At 56.8% G+C, this 17,320-nt stretch carries 14 protein-coding genes; 10 read left to right on the forward strand and 4 right to left on the reverse strand.

All coding sequences use genetic code 11. The features are described 5' to 3' along the window. Positions 1-1,019: 1,019 nt before the first annotated feature. From IDH45_RS32055 to IDH45_RS32065, 3 genes are all read left to right on the forward strand, one after another. Positions 1,020-2,228, forward strand: a complete 1,209-nt coding sequence (locus IDH45_RS32055) for an MFS transporter (RefSeq protein ID WP_317891325.1) — start codon at positions 1,020-1,022, stop codon at positions 2,226-2,228. 286 nt (positions 2,229-2,514) lie between these two features. Next, complete coding sequence (locus tag IDH45_RS32060) at positions 2,515-4,344, forward strand: ABC transporter ATP-binding protein (protein WP_190932230.1); 1,830 nt, start codon at positions 2,515-2,517, stop codon at positions 4,342-4,344. After that, positions 4,332-6,119, forward strand: a complete 1,788-nt coding sequence (locus tag IDH45_RS32065) for an ABC transporter ATP-binding protein (RefSeq protein ID WP_190932231.1) — start codon at positions 4,332-4,334, stop codon at positions 6,117-6,119. Before IDH45_RS32060 ends, IDH45_RS32065 begins: the two co-directional genes overlap by 13 nt. Positions 6,120-6,779: 660 nt before the next feature. Here IDH45_RS32065 and IDH45_RS32070 read toward each other — a convergent pair. Beyond that, the gene (locus tag IDH45_RS32070; RefSeq protein ID WP_190932232.1) at positions 6,780-6,920 is read right to left on the reverse strand and encodes a hypothetical protein; all 141 of its coding nucleotides are present in this window, start codon (positions 6,918-6,920) and stop codon (positions 6,780-6,782) included. Positions 6,921-7,436: 516 nt separating this feature from the next. Here IDH45_RS32070 and IDH45_RS32075 point away from each other — a divergent pair. Both IDH45_RS32075 and IDH45_RS32080 read left to right on the forward strand, forming a co-directional pair. Then, positions 7,437-7,991 carry a GNAT family N-acetyltransferase gene (locus tag IDH45_RS32075; RefSeq protein WP_190932233.1) on the forward strand — a complete coding sequence of 185 codons (555 nt, stop codon included), beginning with the start codon at positions 7,437-7,439 and terminating at the stop codon, positions 7,989-7,991. Continuing rightward, a complete protein-coding gene (locus IDH45_RS32080) occupies positions 7,988-8,563 on the forward strand; it encodes a GNAT family N-acetyltransferase (RefSeq protein ID WP_190932234.1) in 576 nt (191 codons plus the stop codon). Before IDH45_RS32075 ends, IDH45_RS32080 begins: the two co-directional genes overlap by 4 nt. Positions 8,564-8,591: 28 nt before the next feature. Here the strand turns inward: IDH45_RS32080 and IDH45_RS32085 are convergent, their stop codons facing one another. Continuing rightward, positions 8,592-9,779 (reverse strand): ABC transporter substrate-binding protein, encoded by a 1,188-nt coding sequence (locus tag IDH45_RS32085; RefSeq protein WP_190932235.1) that lies wholly within the window; start codon positions 9,777-9,779, stop codon positions 8,592-8,594. A gap of 119 nt (positions 9,780-9,898) precedes the next feature. On the opposite strand from IDH45_RS32085, the gene IDH45_RS32090 reads away from it, so the two are divergent. Beyond that, positions 9,899-10,891: an HD domain-containing protein gene (locus IDH45_RS32090; protein ID WP_190932236.1), complete on the forward strand. Its 993-nt coding sequence runs from the start codon at positions 9,899-9,901 to the stop codon at positions 10,889-10,891. 292 nt (positions 10,892-11,183) lie between these two features. Continuing rightward, the gene (locus tag IDH45_RS32095; protein WP_190932237.1) at positions 11,184-11,768 is read left to right on the forward strand and encodes a hypothetical protein; all 585 of its coding nucleotides are present in this window, start codon (positions 11,184-11,186) and stop codon (positions 11,766-11,768) included. 620 nt (positions 11,769-12,388) lie between these two features. Here IDH45_RS32095 and IDH45_RS32100 read toward each other — a convergent pair. Together IDH45_RS32100 and IDH45_RS32105 are read right to left on the reverse strand one after the other, a co-directional pair. Next, positions 12,389-12,565, reverse strand: coding sequence for a hypothetical protein (locus IDH45_RS32100; RefSeq protein WP_190932238.1), 177 nt, complete (start codon positions 12,563-12,565; stop codon positions 12,389-12,391). A gap of 4 nt (positions 12,566-12,569) precedes the next feature. Then, positions 12,570-13,184 carry a 3-keto-disaccharide hydrolase gene (locus IDH45_RS32105; RefSeq protein WP_190932239.1) on the reverse strand — a complete coding sequence of 205 codons (615 nt, stop codon included), beginning with the start codon at positions 13,182-13,184 and terminating at the stop codon, positions 12,570-12,572. Positions 13,185-13,514: 330 nt separating this feature from the next. Between IDH45_RS32105 and IDH45_RS32110 the strand changes: the two genes are divergently transcribed. The 3 genes from IDH45_RS32110 (at position 13,515) to IDH45_RS32120 (ending at position 17,280) form a co-directional block, all read left to right on the forward strand. Continuing rightward, complete coding sequence (locus IDH45_RS32110; protein WP_190932240.1) at positions 13,515-14,360, forward strand: helix-turn-helix transcriptional regulator; 846 nt, start codon at positions 13,515-13,517, stop codon at positions 14,358-14,360. 295 nt (positions 14,361-14,655) lie between these two features. Then, on the forward strand, positions 14,656-15,810 hold the full coding sequence (locus tag IDH45_RS32115; protein ID WP_190932241.1) for a Gfo/Idh/MocA family protein: 1,155 nt from the start codon (positions 14,656-14,658) through the stop codon (positions 15,808-15,810). A 111-nt stretch (positions 15,811-15,921) separates the two neighbouring features. Beyond that, on the forward strand, positions 15,922-17,280 hold the full coding sequence (locus tag IDH45_RS32120; protein ID WP_190932242.1) for an ABC transporter substrate-binding protein: 1,359 nt from the start codon (positions 15,922-15,924) through the stop codon (positions 17,278-17,280). The last annotated feature ends 40 nt before the right edge of the window (positions 17,281-17,320 follow it).

Below are 17,320 nucleotides of genomic sequence, written 5' to 3' on the forward strand. Positions count from 1 at the left end.
AGATATTTTTTCTTTATTTATTGAAATGTTTTCGAAAAATTTCGGCATGACTATGATTACCAGTTACTGACTTGAACTGCATAAGTCATGCACAAGAAATTAACAAGACTTTTCCTAATATTTTATTCATAAATTCCCTCCGTTCCTTATATTTGGATAATTATACTACACGATATAAAGTACCATATATTTTAAAATATGTATTTAGTACATAGTCACTATATCGGTGGGGTCCATTTTGTAATAGATATAGTTCAGTAGACTCAATAGATTTTCCCAATATACATACGCGGCATTAACGAATATATGTTCTTCCGACACTAAATGCTGCTTCTTGTCGAATACGACTTGGAACGGCCTGCTAACACTTCTACACATTGAATCGACAGCCTCGTTTGTACCCTCTATTTGGTCCGAAACTGGTTTGGATAGCAAAATAAGAGCGGTTTGTAGCTCTTAAAATCCGCGAAAGTGGTGTAGAACCCACCAGTTGGCTGAAATAAGGGGTGCAAACCGCCTTTAATTGCTTCGGTTTCCCGATTCCGCCGAAAATAGAGGACGCCAAAGACTCTTATGGTGGTTGGACCGGCCGCGATCGTCCAGTGAAACACTGCGCACCGGGAGCTGCGTACGGTGCCAAACGCGATCCTTTTCCCCCTGCGTTTATGTGCAGTTTGACTACAATCATTTTCTCCTCTACCGGATTGTTCCAAAATCGCTATAATGATAGGTATTGTATGAAGCAGGAAATCATCCGCTTCCCTTCCTCCCCTGCGTTCGGCTGAGAGGCTGCGGCGCGCTTGGATGCAACAAGGATACGACTTTAAAATAAACAGGCATATTCGCACGCAAAAGAAATCCGGCCGTCCCCCCCCCCCCGCTACTCGTTATTGCTGTTATTGCAGATGAGCCGCCAAAAAGGGAAACCAGCGGCCGATGCTTTTATACGTGATATATCGTCTGCCGGAAAGGCGGAAATCGCTCCGATGACTGTTCGCGCTTCACAGGTTTATATCCTTATGGAATTCGTTTCGTCGCTGGCGAATACGATTATGTTTACTACGTATGCCCTTTACTACATTACGACACTGGGTCTGAATCCGTTCGAGCTGCTCTTGGTCGGGATGGCGCTGGAGCTGACCGTGCTGATCTTCGAGGGAATTACCGGGGTAGTGGCGGATACGTACAGCCGGCGGCTCTCGGTGATCGCGGGGATGTTCGCGCTGGGATTCGGCTTCGCCCTGCAGGGCGTCATCCCTTGGCTGGATGCGCTCGGGCTGGCCGTCCCGGCTATCGCCTGGCTGCTGTTCTCGCAGGTCGTCTCCGGAGTCGGCTACACGTTTATAAGCGGCGCCAACAAGGCGTGGATTACCGACGAGATCGGCGAGGAACGGGTCGGGCGGCTGTTCCTCCGGGCGAACCGGCTCAGTCTGGTCGCCACCTTGATCGGCATCCCGGTCAGCGTCGGGTTATCCGTCGCGGGGACGCATTTGCCGTATCTTACAGGAGGGCTCCTCTACATCGGTCTCGGGCTGTTTCTCATTCTCCGCATGAAGGAGACGGGTTTTGTCCGGCCAGAGCGTGAAGGGCCGGCCTCGCCTTTACGGGAGATGACCTCGACATGGATCGCCGGCGCGAAGGCGGTGCGGGGGCAGCCGATTTTGCTGATGATGGTGGCCGTTACGGTATTTGGGGGAGCCGCTTCGGAAGGTTACGACCGATTGTGGGAAGCTCATCTGATTACCGGGATCGGTTTTCCGGGGAGTCCGTCGATGCCGATGGCGGTCTGGTTCGGGATCATTTCGGCGCTGATCGCTTTCCTCAGCCTGTTCGTGGTCCGGTTCGCGGAGAAACGTCTCGACGTGAGCAACAAACGCGTCGTACTTGTCGGCATGCTCGTGTTGACCGGACTGCGAATCGTCGCGATCGCTTCGTTCGCCTTGGCTCCGAATTTTGCCTGGGCGCTCGGCTCGCTGCTTGCCGTTGGGATCATCGGGACGCTAAGCGGGCCAATCTATGACACATGGCTGAGCCTGAATATCGAGAGCAAGGTGCGGGCGACCGTGCTGTCGATGCTCGGTCAGGCGGATGCGCTGGGCCAGACGGGAGGCGGCCCGCTGGTCGGCTGGGTCGGACACCGTTTTACGGTCCGGGCGTCGCTGCTTGTGGCGGCCGCACTGCTGTCGCCGATCCTGGTCGTGTTCACCCGAGCGCTCCGCAAACGATAAAAAAGACAACAAGAAGCACATCTGGACAAGCCGGAAGCTTCTTGTTGTCTTTTTTGCATGGGCATCAGAATGAGGGGAGAGGTTTGTACGGCCTAAGCAACCGGTGAAAAATTCGGGAGTACAGCCTTCCTTGAGACTTGCCAGTGTTTATGACGGTTCCCGTTTCCGATTCATTCGTTCCATTTTATCTCTTAGGTGTATTATAACACAGAAAAAGCAATCGAAACAGTCTGTTCATTCCTCATTTTTCCTAATATAGTAAATGTATTCTTGGGGAGGGTTGCCTTTGAAGGAAGGATATTTCGACAGGAAAACAAGTTGGCAGGACATTATGGACAACCTGGGCTGGGCGCTTGCCGTCATTGCCCGATCGGCGCCTTGGCCTGCCGCTGCATTGATCGGTTTTGCTTTGCTCGAAGGGATCTCGCCGGTGCTGACGATTTACGTAACCCAGCAACTCATCGATGGAGTCATTCAAGCGGCGGGAGCGGGCGGCGGATCGTTCGCGGCCGTTATGCCGTGGCTGCTTGCCTTCGCAGGCACCCTGCTGCTGACCGAAGAGGTCATCTGGAAGCTGCGCGATCCGAGTACGACGAGACTGATCCAGCGGCTGGAGCATACGCTTGGTCGCAAGCGGCTGGTTCACGCCTCGCAGCTTCCGCTTTTATTTTATGAAGAAAGCGCTTCCTACGACAAGCTGTCGAGAAGCGACAACCCCGGAAGGAAGGTCGCCTACTTTTTTACGTACACGCTGCTGCTGGTAAAAGCCTCGATCAGCGTGGTCGGAATCGCCGGCTTGTTCTGGAACGTATCGCCATGGCTTGCCGTCGCACTGGTGGCGGTGTCGATTCCGCGGGCGATCTACGGTGCGAAGAAATCGCAGAAATGGATGAGCTTTACATACGATCAGACCGAGGAGCAGCGTAAGGTCGCTTATACGGACGGTCTGCTGACCGGCCGGGCGGAGCAGAAGGAGATGCGGGTATTCGATCTGGCGGAGCCGCTCTCGGACCGCTGGATCTCGATGCGCCGGGAGCAGCGGGCCAAGGCGCTGAAGATCAAAACGAAGATGGAACTGGGCGGTATCCCGTCCAACGGGCTGTTTTGGGTGACGGAGGTTGCGACCGTCGTGCTTATGGCGGTTTGGCTCGGACCGCAGCGGATTACACCGGGCGTGTTCATCTCGTTGTTTCGGGGAGTGAGCCAAATGGACACTGCTGCCGGGCAAATCAGCTTTGCGATCGGGATTACGCAGGTTCATTCCATCGAGACCGGTTATGTGCGCGATTTTCTGAACGTACCTGTACAGGCTGCTGCGGCAGAAGAGGGGATGTTTCCGGCCAGACTGCAGGAGGGCATCCGGCTGAACGGGGTGAGCTTTACATATCCCGGCCGCGAACGTCCGATTCTGGACCGGCTTGATCTGCATCTGTGGCCCGGCGAACGGGTCGCCCTGGTGGGGGAGAACGGGGCCGGCAAAAGCACGCTGGTCAAGCTGCTGCTCGGGCTGTACAAGCCGGACGAAGGGAAGATCACCGCAGACGGAACCGATTACGCCGACATACCGGCGAAGCTGCTGCACACGAACGTAACGGCCGCTTATCAGGACTATTACAAATTTTCGTTTACAGCCGGGCAAAGCATCGCCCTGGGCGATCCGGAGGTGTTCGCGGGGGATGCCGAGGCGGGCAGGGAGAAGGTCATCTCGGCGTCCCGGCGAGGCGGAGCGGCTGAATTTATATCCGGTCTGCCGAGGGGGTACGACACGCCGGTCGGGCACTTGTTCGAGAGCAGCCAGGGGTTGTCGCAAGGGCAGTGGCAGCGCATCGCGATTAGCCGGACCTTTATGAGAGACCCGCAATTGCTGATTCTTGACGAACCGACGGCTGCGCTCGACGCGAAAGCGGAGGCTGAGATCTACGAGCAATTTGTAAACGGCATCCGGGATCGCGCGGTGCTGCTCATCAGTCACCGGCTCGGTTCGGCCAGACTGGCCGACCGGATCGTCGTCCTGAGGGAAGGGCGGATCATCGAGGACGGCACCCATGATGAATTAATCGCCGCTAACGGCTCATACGCCCAAATGTGGGAGGTGCAATCCCAATGGTACCGGTAAAACGGCCGGCGACTCTCGTTACGTTGTTCCGATTCATGAAGTGGATGATCGCGACCGATCCGCTCCGCGCTTTACTATCGATGGGATTAAACGCGGTCAGAGGCGTATTTCCTACCGTTCACGTGTTTATTACCGCCCGTATATTCAGCGAGATTATTCATGTGTACGACGGAACGGCCGGAACCAGCCCGCTGATGGAATGGATCGCCATATGGGCGGCGCTCACGCTGCTTCAGCAGGCGATAAATCCGATCGAAGCAATCTTCACGGAGCAGCTTCGTCAGGAGATGGAGGACCGGCTGCTTCGGCAACTGCAGGGCAAAGCCGGCCGTCTTCGGCTAGAGGCGTTCGAACGGGCCGACTTTCACGATTTGTTGAAGCGCGCCCGCAAGATGGCAGAACCCGGGCAGTTTCACAATTTGATCATGGATTTTTACAATACAACCACCGGATTCATCCGGATCGTCTCGATCGCCGCGCTCATCGGCGTCTGGAACGTATGGCTGCTGCTCGCGATTATCGTCGTTGCGCTGCCTGACTCGGTCGCCAGCTTCGTGCAGGCGAAATCGGCTTTTTTCCTGAAGCGGAAGCAGACGGAGCCGGAGCGGATCATGAACTACTTGTCCCGGACGGTAACGTCCAAGGAGGCGGCGAAGGAAGTGCGGACGTTCGGGTCGGCCCCGGTGCTTATCCGCTGGTGGGACCGGCTGTACTGGCAGGTGGCCGATACGCTGTACCGGCAGGAGCGCAGCCAGCAGTCCGTCCGCGCTGGACTTTCGGCGCTGGGGGCGGTTGGCCTCGGAGCCGGCGTCGCCTGGACGGCTTGGACCGTCTTGCGGGGCGAATTGTCCGCAGCCCAGTTCGGCGCCACGCTGTTTGCCCTGCAGACGTTAAAGGATAACGTCGGGCGGGTCACCGGGCGATTCGGCTATTTTCGCGACAAGCTGCTTTGCATGGAAGATTTGTTCATTTATTTGGATTTGGGGCCGGAGGAACCTGCGGGCGGGGAGGAGCTGGCGAGGATCGGAGACATCCGGGTGGAGAACGTCTCTTACCGGTATCCGACGAGCGAGAAAGACAGCTTGACCGGCATTTCGTTTACGCTGCGCGAGGGAGAGCGGATCGCGCTGATCGGCAGCAACGGCTCCGGCAAGACGACGCTGGTCAAGGTGCTGCTCGGCCTGTACCAGCCGGTTGCGGGCAGCGTTTATTACGGCGGCCGGGACTTGTCGCGTCTCGATTTGAAGCAGCTGCGCATGCGGTCTGCCGCGGTGTTCCAGGACTTTATCCGTTATGCGTTCACGCTGCGGGATAATGTGGGCTTCGGCAAGGCCGATCAGGCCGGCGATATGCAGGCGGTGCAGCAGGCGTCGGCACTCGGCGGCGCGGACGAGGTGGCGGCCGGCTTGCCGTCCGGCTTCGAGACGCCGCTAACGCGCAGATTTACGGGCGGCACCGATCTGTCCGGCGGCCAGTGGCAGCGTGTCGCGATCTCCCGGGCGTTCATGCGCGACGCACCGCTCGTCGTGCTGGACGAACCGACGGCTGCGCTCGACCCGAAGGCCGAGACGGACGTGTTCGAGCGGTTCGCGGCGATGGCCGGCAGCCGCACCGCGATCCTGGTGTCGCACCGGCTCGGGATGGCCCGGCTGTGCGACCGGGTCATGGTGCTGCAGGACGGCAAGCTGGCGGAGCTCGGCACCCACGAGGAGCTGCTCGCCGCGGGCGGCGAGTATGCGCGGATGTGGGGGCTGCAGTCGCAGTGGTACAAGTGAGCCGGGCTGCGGCGGTAAGGTCGCGGCCGCAGCAGGCTGGGCCATAGGCCGCGCCCGCGAGGTGATGTCCGCGGCAGCAGCAGGCTGGGCCATAGGCCGCGCCCGCGAGGCGATGTCCGCGGCAGCAGCAGGCTGGGCCATAGGCCGCGCCCGCGAGGCGATGTCCGCGCAGCAGCAGGCACGCGCCATGGGCCGCGTCGGCTATACCCCACGCCGCTGCGCGTGACCCCCTGGCCGGAAGCTGCATGCTGCCGAATACGCCCAGTCTACGGCCTCGAGTTTGCGGGCGATGGGGGGGCCGGCGCGAATAGAAGCGATTTGCAGCTTCTATTTGCTGCAAATCGCCGGAATCGGCGGCGATAAAGGTGGTTTGCAGCTCTTATTTCGTTCGCCGGGAACGAATTCTTCGTTTTCGCGGCTTGATAAGGGGGGCAAACCACCTTTATTTTTGCGAAAAGCCCGCCAATGACGAAAATAAGAGCGGCAAACAGGCAAACCGCTCTTATCCCCCAATACCTTTAATTGCAGCGACGTTTGAAGCGGCTTGCAACGAGTCTATTAACAGATGACACCGAGCATTACTTCAGCGACGCTCCAAGCTGCTTGTGCAATAAGCCACGCTCCCGGGTGACACTGACATTCTGCGGCCCGTTTCCGTTCTCATTCGTTAATTTTCTTATTCAGCCTGTACCGAATCGTTTTCACGATAGCTGCAAGTAAGCATAATCCGGCCACCCAATAGTTTTCGGTAAATGCAAAGATCCCCGCTCCAACTGCGAAAAGTACAATTTGCCATTTCATTTGATCCCCCGCCCTCCTTACATTTGTACACAACTCCCGCACTCCCGCCATACTCCCGAAACCTCGCCAGATTCCCGCCAAAATCATGTCTGATCTTCCCATTATATCCACCAATTTGTCCTAGTTCCAGGTCGTGTCCTGGGAATTTCGTGAGGACGTACCGCCAAAGGTTAACGACGGCAAGGTGGGAGTCGACGAGTATCCAATAGGACGAAGTTGCAATATTTTGCTTCAGTGCTTCAGGGGATATATGGGGATTTGAGCGGCGTACACGATGAATGCCCGGAAAACGATTCGCTTCCTATTACCGTCGAATGGTTGCAGACAAGGAGCATGTGCCGCGATCGGAATCGGCCCTCATTGCCCACCTTGGATAATAGGCCTGCAACGAAACGATATCTTGCCCCGCCGGCCCCGGATAATATACCTGTAACCATTCGTTCCCTTGTTCCGCGAGCAGGGGGCTGTTACGTTTGGTTATACATTCATTTCCATATGGAGACGAGGTGCGAAGCGGTGCCGTATTACAAACGACTCGAAGGGGAGCGGCTTTATTTATCCCCGCCTGATCCGGGGGAGGCAGAGAAGCTGGCGGAATGGAACAACGACCTGGATTTTTCCATACTGACGGGGCAGGCTGCTGAAATGTTCCCGCTTCCGAAGGTTCGCCAATCGTTGCAAAGCATGAGTGCAGCCGGTCACCATTTTGCGATCGTGGATCGGGCGGCTGAGCGGTTCGTCGGGATCTGTGCGCTAACCGGCGTCAATGAGCATCATCGCTACGCCAGCCTGGTCATTTCGATCGGGGACCCGGAATTCCGGCACAAAGGGTACGGACAGGAAGCGGTTCGGCTGCTGCTTCATTATGGCTTCACGGAGCTGCATCTGCACAATGTGGAGCTGGGCGTATACGAGTACAACAAGGCGGCGATCCGCTGTTACGAGAAATGCGGGTTTCGCGAAATCGGGCGCAGGCGGAAAGCCAAACTGATCGCCGGGCGCCGGTACGATATCGTCTGGATGGATATGCTCGCGGACGATTTTCTGAAGGAGGGGGCGGATGCGACATGAGTAGTCATTGGCGGCGGGTGCCGGGGAAACGTGTCTATTTATCCCCGCTCCTGTCGGAGGATGCGGAGCCTATCGCCGGATGGAGGAACGATCCCGCGCTCACGCCGTACTGGGACAGCGGTACAAACTCATGCTCGCTGGAGAAGACGCGGGACGACGTGGAAGAGATGATGAAGCACGGCTATCATTATGCGATCGTATCGGCCGAACAAGATCGCCTGCTGGGCGTCGGGAGTATAACCGGGGTCAGCCATCTGAACCAATCCGGGTTTCTGTGGCTCGCTCCCGGCGATTTGGAGTTTTGGACGAACGGCCGCGGGCAGGAGGCGGTCGGCTTGCTGCTGGAATACGGCTTTCATATTTTAAACTTGTACGCGGTAACGGTATGGGCGCTGCACGACCAGCGGGCGAAGCTGGACTGCTTGCAGGCATCCGGCTTTCGCGAGATCGGCCGGCGGCGCGAGCTGATCCGGTCCGGGAACCGCAGAGTGGACACGGTGTATATGGATATGCTGGCGGACGACTTCGCACGGCCGGTCCGCTCTTACACGATCCGGCTCGATCAGTCGTAACCGCCATTTCCTGTCTAAGCCTGCATTTTTATTGAATCTGTCCGGCTTTGCGCCTGATCTCCACGATTTCCTCCGCTTCCCGGAAGGCAGTATTCAAATCTTTTTGCCCGGCAAGCACGTCGCTGAACTTAAGCCCCAGCTCGCCAAGCGCCGCAGCTTCAAGCCTGGAACGGTTCGGGGTGGTAACGATGCCGGCGACAGCGTACAAAGCTTCCTTCGGATGCCGGGCGGTCTTCGGAACCACGAAAACGTATCCGGCCGGCAATCCCGGGCTGCCCGCAAGCTCACTGTCAAAGGAAGGAAGCGGGATTCGGCCGACACGACGCTGCATCTGCTCAAGAGGCGGGTAGATGAAGTTGCCGGCCCACATCGCGACATCCCCTTTTTGGATAAACCGGTTTTTGCTAAGGTCCCGGCCCATCCCTTCGACTTCCATGCCGGGTACATCGTATACCGATTTCAAAGCGGCCAGCCATGGAATCCACTTTTCGCTCATCAACTGCGCCCGTTCGGATTGCGGATTGGCCAGCGGAGCCAGCTTCGACATATGGTTCAGCAGGAGAGAGCGGTCTGCCGCGAAACCGACGTACCGGATCTCCCGGTCCACCCGTGTCAATCGGGCCGTCAGCTCCTTCGTCTCGCCCCAGGTCAGTCCTTCTGCGGGATAAGGAATCCCGAATTTATCGAAGATGTCCTTGTTAAAATACAGGGAAGCGCCCTTGCCGGGAGGCAGCAGACCATAGGTCCCTTCGGTGCTTCTAATTTTCTCCGCGCCGTTAAGCGGATCGGTGTCCTTCGGAAGCTGACCGAGCTTGCGCACTTCAACGGTCATTTCCTGGATGACGCCGGATAGATCGAGCCATTCGTTCGCAGCTTGGCCCGATTCGAGCTCGGACAACGGAATAAGCGCAAGATCGGGGGATTCGCCGGCTAGAAGCGTCCGCCAGTCGGTTCCTTCCGGATAAACGATCGGCTCGATCTTGATCATCGGTTGTCGTTTCAGCAGCAGGTCTGTTACAGCGCTCTGGAACGTATCGGCCGGCATTCGGCTCGCATCGAGCAGACGAAGCTGGACGGGCTGCTGGATCACAGGACCTGCGGAGGCGGGCGTGGAGCCGGCGCCGTTGCCCCAGCTGCCCCGCGATGTTTGGATGCAGCCCGCCGTGAGCGTCCCGATCAGGACGGCGGTTATCGCCAGCAAGCTTTTTCTCTGCATACGAGGCATCCTAATTTCACCCTTTAATGTTAAAGTTTATTTTGTCTTAATTAGACGATCGGGAGAGGAAATAGTTTCGACACATCCGAACTTTACCCGCAAGGAGGATAACCAGATCCATGAGACAAACCGAGCAAACGTTCACCACCCCGGCCGTATGGGAGCCGGTCTATCAGTTGGATGTTGCGGCCGAGCCATTCGAGGTTGAGCTGTTCCAATGCGCCGCCGTCAGAAGGTTAAAACATTTGCATCATTTTGGCGCAGGCGCTCTGATCGGCCCGGTTACGCATTCGAGATACGAGCATACGGTGGGGGTGTGGGCGCTGACGAAGCGGTGGTTCCCCGAGTGGCGGGAACTGCATGCCGCAGCCATTTTGCATGACGTCGGGCACTTGCCCTTCTCGCATTCCGTGGAAAAAGCGCTGGGCAAAAGCCATCACGCGCTCACGGAAGAGGTGATCCGGTCGGCTTCCGTTGCATCGATTTTGGCCAAGCATGGCTTATGCGCGTCCCGGTTGATCGAACTGTTGAACGAGGATACTCCACTTAGCGGCCAATCGGACGGCATCCGCATCGATCATCTGGACAGCTTCCTGCGCGATACGTATGGCGCGGGTCTTTACATCAAGCATCCGTCGGACATTATCCGCGGCATCACCTTTTGCGGGAACCGAATTGCGGCGGACGAGGAGACGGCCTTGCATATTTGCCGTGCGGTTGCGGCCGATAATCGGATTTTTGCGCATCCGTTTTATTTGGCGGCGGACGAGATATTGTCGAGGGCCGTGCTGGAGCAGCTTAAGGCGGACGGGAGCACAGCCGCTTCGCTGGATGGGCTGACCGATTACCAGTTGTTACAGCTGCTGGAGAGCTCCTCTTCCGCCATCGTTCGGGATTTGACGGGCGTGCTGACCTTCGAGCCCCATCGCATCGTGATCAGGCCGTATGGAGGAGGGGCGTATAACGCCGAGCTTAGGAAGATTTACAACAAACAGCCGTTGGCGGGGGATCGTCCGGTATCCGACAAGCTGCCCGAGGCGAAGCGGCTGATGAGCGAGCTGGAGCAGCTGCCGCGATCGTGCAGCTTCGATATTTTGTCTGCGGGCCGGTGACCGGGCAACCGCGGGTGGCCCGCATGAGTTGCACGGTCGGACGCAGGCTGTTGTCCAACCTCGTGAAAATCCGACATGGTTATGGCGTGAAGCCGAGTGCGGCCGTTTTTCGACGGCAAGCGTGATGTCCGACATGAAGTAGGCGTTACGTCCCAACGGACGGGTCCCGTGCCCGTCTCCATAAGTAATGCTCTTTTGACAGCGGCCTTCGACAGTAATCTTACTGGAAGTGCGGTAGGATAAAAACTACTAATCTAGTAGTCCAGTTATTTTATTGAAGGAGGCCGAAGCCGTGGAACCGCATATCGAAACAGCCGCTAATGATCCAATGTCGTCGCAGCCGTCCGATCGTTCTGTAGAAGAGCAACAAAAGCCGCGTAAGTCGAGACTTACGATGAAAGTTTTGCTGGAGCATATCGAGGAGCTGCAGAAGGAAAATGCTCAGCTGGCGAAACGTCTGCATGTGCTGGAAGGGAAAATGATCTATCCGCTCTGGCGGGAGGAAGCCGCAGCCGCTGTGGAAATCCCGGCGGCAGAGGGGCGCGGGGGAGACAGGGAGCTGGAGATTCCGCTGCTGCTGTCGCAGTTGATGCCGGATAGCGGCGGCGCGCAGGAAGCGACGGATGCTTTCGCGAAAGACGCTTCAGCGGAAGCGGCATTGCCGGCTCTGTCCGATCTGGTGCAGGCCGTCACCTCGCAGCAGGCGGCTGCTCCCGCCTGGTCGACGCTGCCCGTTCCGGTGAACGACCGGTTCAGCGGTGGTAAGCTTGCGGCAGGGGGCCTGCAGCCGGTCCTGACTCCGCGGTCCGTGCGACACCCGGTGCGCCGCAGAAGTTTTTGGTTATTCTTCCCGTTTTTCCGAAATCGGTCGGTTTGATGGGGCGCATGAGTGTTGCGTGAAAGCGAATAAAGAATGAAACTGAGGTTGTCCCAAAAGTGCTCGCATACGGCCTGGGAACACCCGGTTTCCAAACGAAAGGACCTCGAATCCCGCTGCATGGTGGGGGCCGAGGTCCTTTTTTCGGGGAACCGAAGAAGGGAGAGGGCAATAGGAGCGATTTGTACCCCTTATTTAGTTGGAAATCGGTCGTGGTGAGAAAATAAGAGCGGTTTGCAGCAGCTATTTTCCTCGTAACGCCCCATTTGCTGCAGAGAGCGCCGGAATAAGAGGTACAAATCGCTCTTAAGTCGCCCTCATAGGCACAAAACGGCCGAGTAAGAGTCTCAAACCGCCTTTAAAGGAGCTGCTGGACCACAAGCTTGTCCAGGTTCAGCCGGAAATCGGACTCGGCGAGGAAAAAAAGAGCGGTTTGTTAGGGGGGACGGGGGCAGTGGTGTGCAGTGACGTGCAGCGGTGTACAGGGTTACGGATGGCTTGCAGTTGTTATTTAGTCGGAAACAGCACATTATCCGGTAGAGCGCCGGAACAAGAGACTTATCCCGCCCCAAAGCAGCCCAACCGGCCCGCCGTCTGCCCAATACGAGCTGACAACCGCCCTAAGTTGTACCGACCGGCCCGCGTCTGCCCGATACGAGCGCCAGCCCTCTTCCGCTGTGCTTCCACCAGAGTCCGCCCCCGGCTCCGGCTTCGTACCGCTCCTCGCCCGCTTCCAATGACGATCGGCCGCCGCCCTGGGGCGAATCTCCCATATTCTTCCTGTATTGCTTAATCACCCGCTTACAGCTCGATTAGCTTCAAATTGCGGAACTCGATGTAGCCGCCGTGGTTTTGCAGCCCGATATGTCCCCGGCGGGGCTGGTCGCGCCAAGCGTACTTGAACTTATTGTCCGTGCCGTCCGGGTTTTTGCCGGCAACGGTCCACTGGTCGAGATCGGCCTTGACGACGAGCGTCCCGTTCAGCGTGAGCTCGACGATGCTGCCGTCGCATTTGACGACGATCTGGTTCCATTCCCCCGCCGGCCGCACGGCGTTAACGGACGGAGCGACAAGATCGTACAAGGCGCCGGAGCTGTTTTTGACCATTTCCTCCTGGTGGAACGTATCCCAGATCTGCATCTCCAGTCCGGTGTTCACCGGGTCGCTCAGATCCGACCATCTGAAAAATACGCCACTGTTCGTCCCGGGCGCCCCTTTGTATTCGAGCTCCAGGATGAAGTTCTCAAACTGATCCTCTGTATACGCATAGCCGTGGCTGTCCCCGGTGCACACCAGGTTCCCGTCGCGGACGAGCCATTCCTCCGGCTGGCGCGTTACCGCCCAGCCGCCCAGCGTGCTGCCGTCAAACAACAGTCGGTATCCTTGCTGGCGTTCTTGTTCCGTCAGAGCGTTCATCGTGTTCCTCCCGGTTATCGGCGTCGGAATGCGGGTCTGCCCCTCCGCAAGGAGGACAGTTTCCCGCGTTTATGGCGGCCTTGCGCCTCGGCAAAGCTCCACCCGCGCCATGATATGGAAACGTACGAAGCTACATATTCGTCCTCGTCTCCGGATCTCCTGCCGCCATTTTCCAATTCGCTGATCGAGCAATAAAAATCAAATGAGGAGCAGGAAACGGCAATAAAAATCAAATCTCCGCCATGGAATTGTGATACAGTAGACTCAACATCATTTGATCAATCTTGCCCATCCATCGAAACCAACTAATCGAATTTGGAGGGATTATCGATGAGGCACCCCCGTCAGCATTTCCCTTTTGCCACGTATGAGTACAAGAAAAGCGACCCTGGCGTCACTCCCCACGACTGCACCCAATACCACTTTTATTACGTCCATAGCGGCCAATGCGACTACCGGCAAGGCGAGCATACGGTCCGTTGGGGGCGCGGCGACATGATCATTACGAACGGCATCACGCCTTACAGTCCGAAGGCGGAACCGGGATGGGACTGCGTGCAGACCCGGTTTTCGTTCGACCCGCAGCTGGCCCACGTATTCGACCCTTACTTCTGCACGGACTCGCCGCTCAAACCGTTCATCGAGCTGCGCAACCACCAGATCCGGCTGAGCGAGGAGCAGGTTGCCGATTGCGAGAACATTTTAATGCGGATCAACCATTTCTACGAAGAAGAGGAGAAGGCGTATTACAACCGTTTCCTGATGGCGTTTTACGATTTGCTGATGTTTATCAGCAATTTATGCAAGGAGACGATGGAGAGCAATCCGAAGATATCGGCGGAAAAAGAACGGAACGTGCAGAAGATGATCGCCTTTATTGAAAATTATTACATGCAGGACGTCACGCTGGAGCAGATGGAAGCCGAGCTTCATATGAGCAAATATTATTTGACGAGAATGTTCCGCGAGATGACCGGCATGACGATCTTCGATTACTTGCGCCACAGACGCATCAAGCAGGCCAAGCTGCTGTTTTATTACCGGAAGGACAGTACGGTTACGGATGTATGCTACCAGGTCGGCTACAATAATTTGGCTCATTTCAGCCGAGTGTTCAAAAAGCAGGTCGGCATGTCCCCGGATCAATACCGCCGGGAGCAAAACGCCACGTCATGAGTGGGCCGTGCAGGACGGATACGACGGGCTGGGCGGAGGGACGGCAAGGACGCAAGAAAGCAAGATTAGGCAAATAAGAGTCGAAAACGATGCAAGATAGATCATATCCCGGAAATGAGGGTATGGTACGCTATAGTTGTGGTTCAGCATACGGAACGACATTCCGTCAGTTGAAAGAAGGGGGGCTAACCGTATAAATCGGAGACGGGAGACTGCTTCACAAGATGCAGCAACATCATTGTAAGCGCATACAAAAGGAGCGGTAACGATCCTTACACAGATAGGAGTGGAAGCAATGACTTTAAAGATCGGAATTGCCGGGGTAAGAGGGTTAAGCATGATGCTCGGCTTCAACTCGATTCCGGGCGTCGAGGTAACCGCTTTATGCGATCTGCACGAAGGGCAGCTGTTGGAACGGGCGGCATGGCTCCGAATTCCGAACACGTACCGGATCTATGAAGATATGCTCGACTCGGATATCGATGCCGTCTTCGTCGCTACGCCGATGCAGTTTCATCTCCAGCAGACGATCCAGGCGCTGGAAGCGGGCAAGCACGTGTTGTGCGAGGTGACCGCGGGGGTCACGATGGATGAGCTGTGGTGGCTGAAGGAAGCGGTGGAGAAGCACGGCAAAGTATATATGATGGCGGAAAACTACTGCTATATTCCGGAGAACCAGCTGATCGGCAATATGGTCCGGCAAGGGATGTTCGGCGATATTTATTACGCCGAAGGGGAATATTTGCACAGCAACCGCCATCTCGCCTTCGGACATAACCGCCGGGTGACGAACGATCCGACGGCGAACCGGACCTCCTGGCGCCATTACTGGCAGTATGGCAAACGGGGCAATTTCTACCCGACGCACAGTCTCGGGCCGCTAATGCAATGGTTCCGCGGAGACCGGATCAAAAGCGTCGCCTGCTTCGGCACGGGCTGGCATACGGCTCCGCAGTTCCGGCAGGAAGACACGTCCGTCACGATGTGCCAGCTCGAGAGCGGCAAGCTGATCCGTCTGCGCCTTGACTGCGTGTCGAACCGGCCGGGCAACTGCGGCTATTACACGCTGCAAGGAACGAAAGGCAGCTACGAGGCGCCGAGAGGGCTGGGCGATCAGCATAAAATTTATTTTCATACCGACGGGGAAGAGATGGATCATGCCAAATGGGAGCCGCTTGCCGGTCATTACGACAAGATGCCGGAGCGGTACCGCAACGCTACCGAGGAGCAGAAGCGGGCCGGCCACTGGGGCGGAGATTATTTTATCGTGCACGATTTTATCGAGGCGGTCCGCGGCCGGATTCCTCCGGCGATCGACGTGTATGACGCTTGTGAATGGACGGCGGTCGGTCTGCTGTCCGAACTGTCGATTATGAACGGCGGCCGGGTGATCGATGTGCCGGATTTCCGCAACGCTTCCTCGCGTCGCGATCAGGTGATCAAGCTTTGAGTGATCGAGCAGTGGAACAGGAGCGGGACAGACAGATGCGGCCGAGATGCAGACCGGTACGTTAGGACGTTTATGAAATGATCCTATCAGACAAACGAAGGGGTGTTCCGAATGAACGGAAAAAGATCGATCGTGATTACGGGCTTGACGATTGCGGCTCTGCTGGCCGGCTGCAGCGGGAACGGAACCGGAGGGAAAACGGCGGAACCGGGCGGAGACAGCGGTGCAGCCAAGAAAGACGACTTCGCCAGCAAAATTGCGGAAGCGACATCCAAGCCGGTCGTCATCAACGTGTTCGAGAACTCGTCTACGTATACGCAGGAGCAGTTTATGGAGCTGTACGGCAATCAGATCCGCAAGAAGTACCCGAACCTATCCTTCAAGCTGTATTCGGCCAATAAGGATAACGGAGGCGGGTCGCTGCCCGACCTGCTCGCTCAAGGCGTTCCGCTCGATCTGATCAAAGTAAGCGGAGCTTCGTTTTATACGCTGATGGCGGACAACAAGCTGGAAAGCGACGTCACCGATCTGATCAAGCTGTATGGATATGACTTGAACAAACTGTATCCCGTCGTTCTGGAACAGATGCAGCAGTTCGGCAGCAAGCAGGAAATGTACGGGATTCCGAATGCGGCCGTATCGACAGCGCTGTTTTACAACAAAGACATTTTCGACAAGTTCGGGGTCTCCTACCCGAAGGACGGCATGACCTGGGACGAAGTGTACGAGATGGCGCGCAAACTGACGAGACAGGACGGCGGCGTTCAATATTTAGGTTTCCAGGAAGGCTACGGCCATCTGCTGCCGGTCAATCAGCTGTCGCAAGGCTACATCGATACGAAGACGAACAAAGCAACGCTGAATAACGACAACTGGAAAAAAATCATCGATAATTTCGCCCGGTTTCACCGCATCGACGGCAATGAGTACGCCCCGACCTTTAACGATCTGTTCTGGAAAGAAGGCCGGGTGGCGATCATGGCCGCTCAGAGCGGGGGTTCGTGGGATATCGTCAAACAAACGCCGATCAACTGGGATCTCGTGGAGCTTCCGCGCTTCAAGGACGCTCCCAAGGCTGGACCCGGCTTGCAGCTTCCGTTTTACGCCATCGCGAACACGAGCAAAAACCGCGACCAGGCGTTTCTCGCCGCGGCTTATATCGGCTCGGAAGAGTTCCAAAAGGAGTTCGCCAAGCACGGGTATGTTCCGCCGATCAAGATCGACAATTTGACGGAAGTGCTCGGGAAAAACGTGCCGCAGTTGGCCGGCAAAAATGTAAAGGCAGCCGTGCCGCTGGAGTCCGCGGCTTCTCCGTATCCGTTCAATACGTATTTCGGTCAGGTGCCGGGCTTCCTCAATACGGCTTACCTCTCGGTTATGAACGGGCAGAAGGATATCAATACGGCGCTTAGGGAAGCGGAGGAAGCGGCGAACAAAAAGATCGAGGAAGTGATGGCCGCAAAAAAATAACGCCATGCGCCGATCGTTCACAAACTGCTCATTTGTAGCG

Source organism: Paenibacillus oceani (genome assembly GCF_014705615.1).
Taxonomy (GTDB): Bacteria; Bacillota; Bacilli; order Paenibacillales; family NBRC-103111; genus Paenibacillus_AB; species Paenibacillus_AB oceani.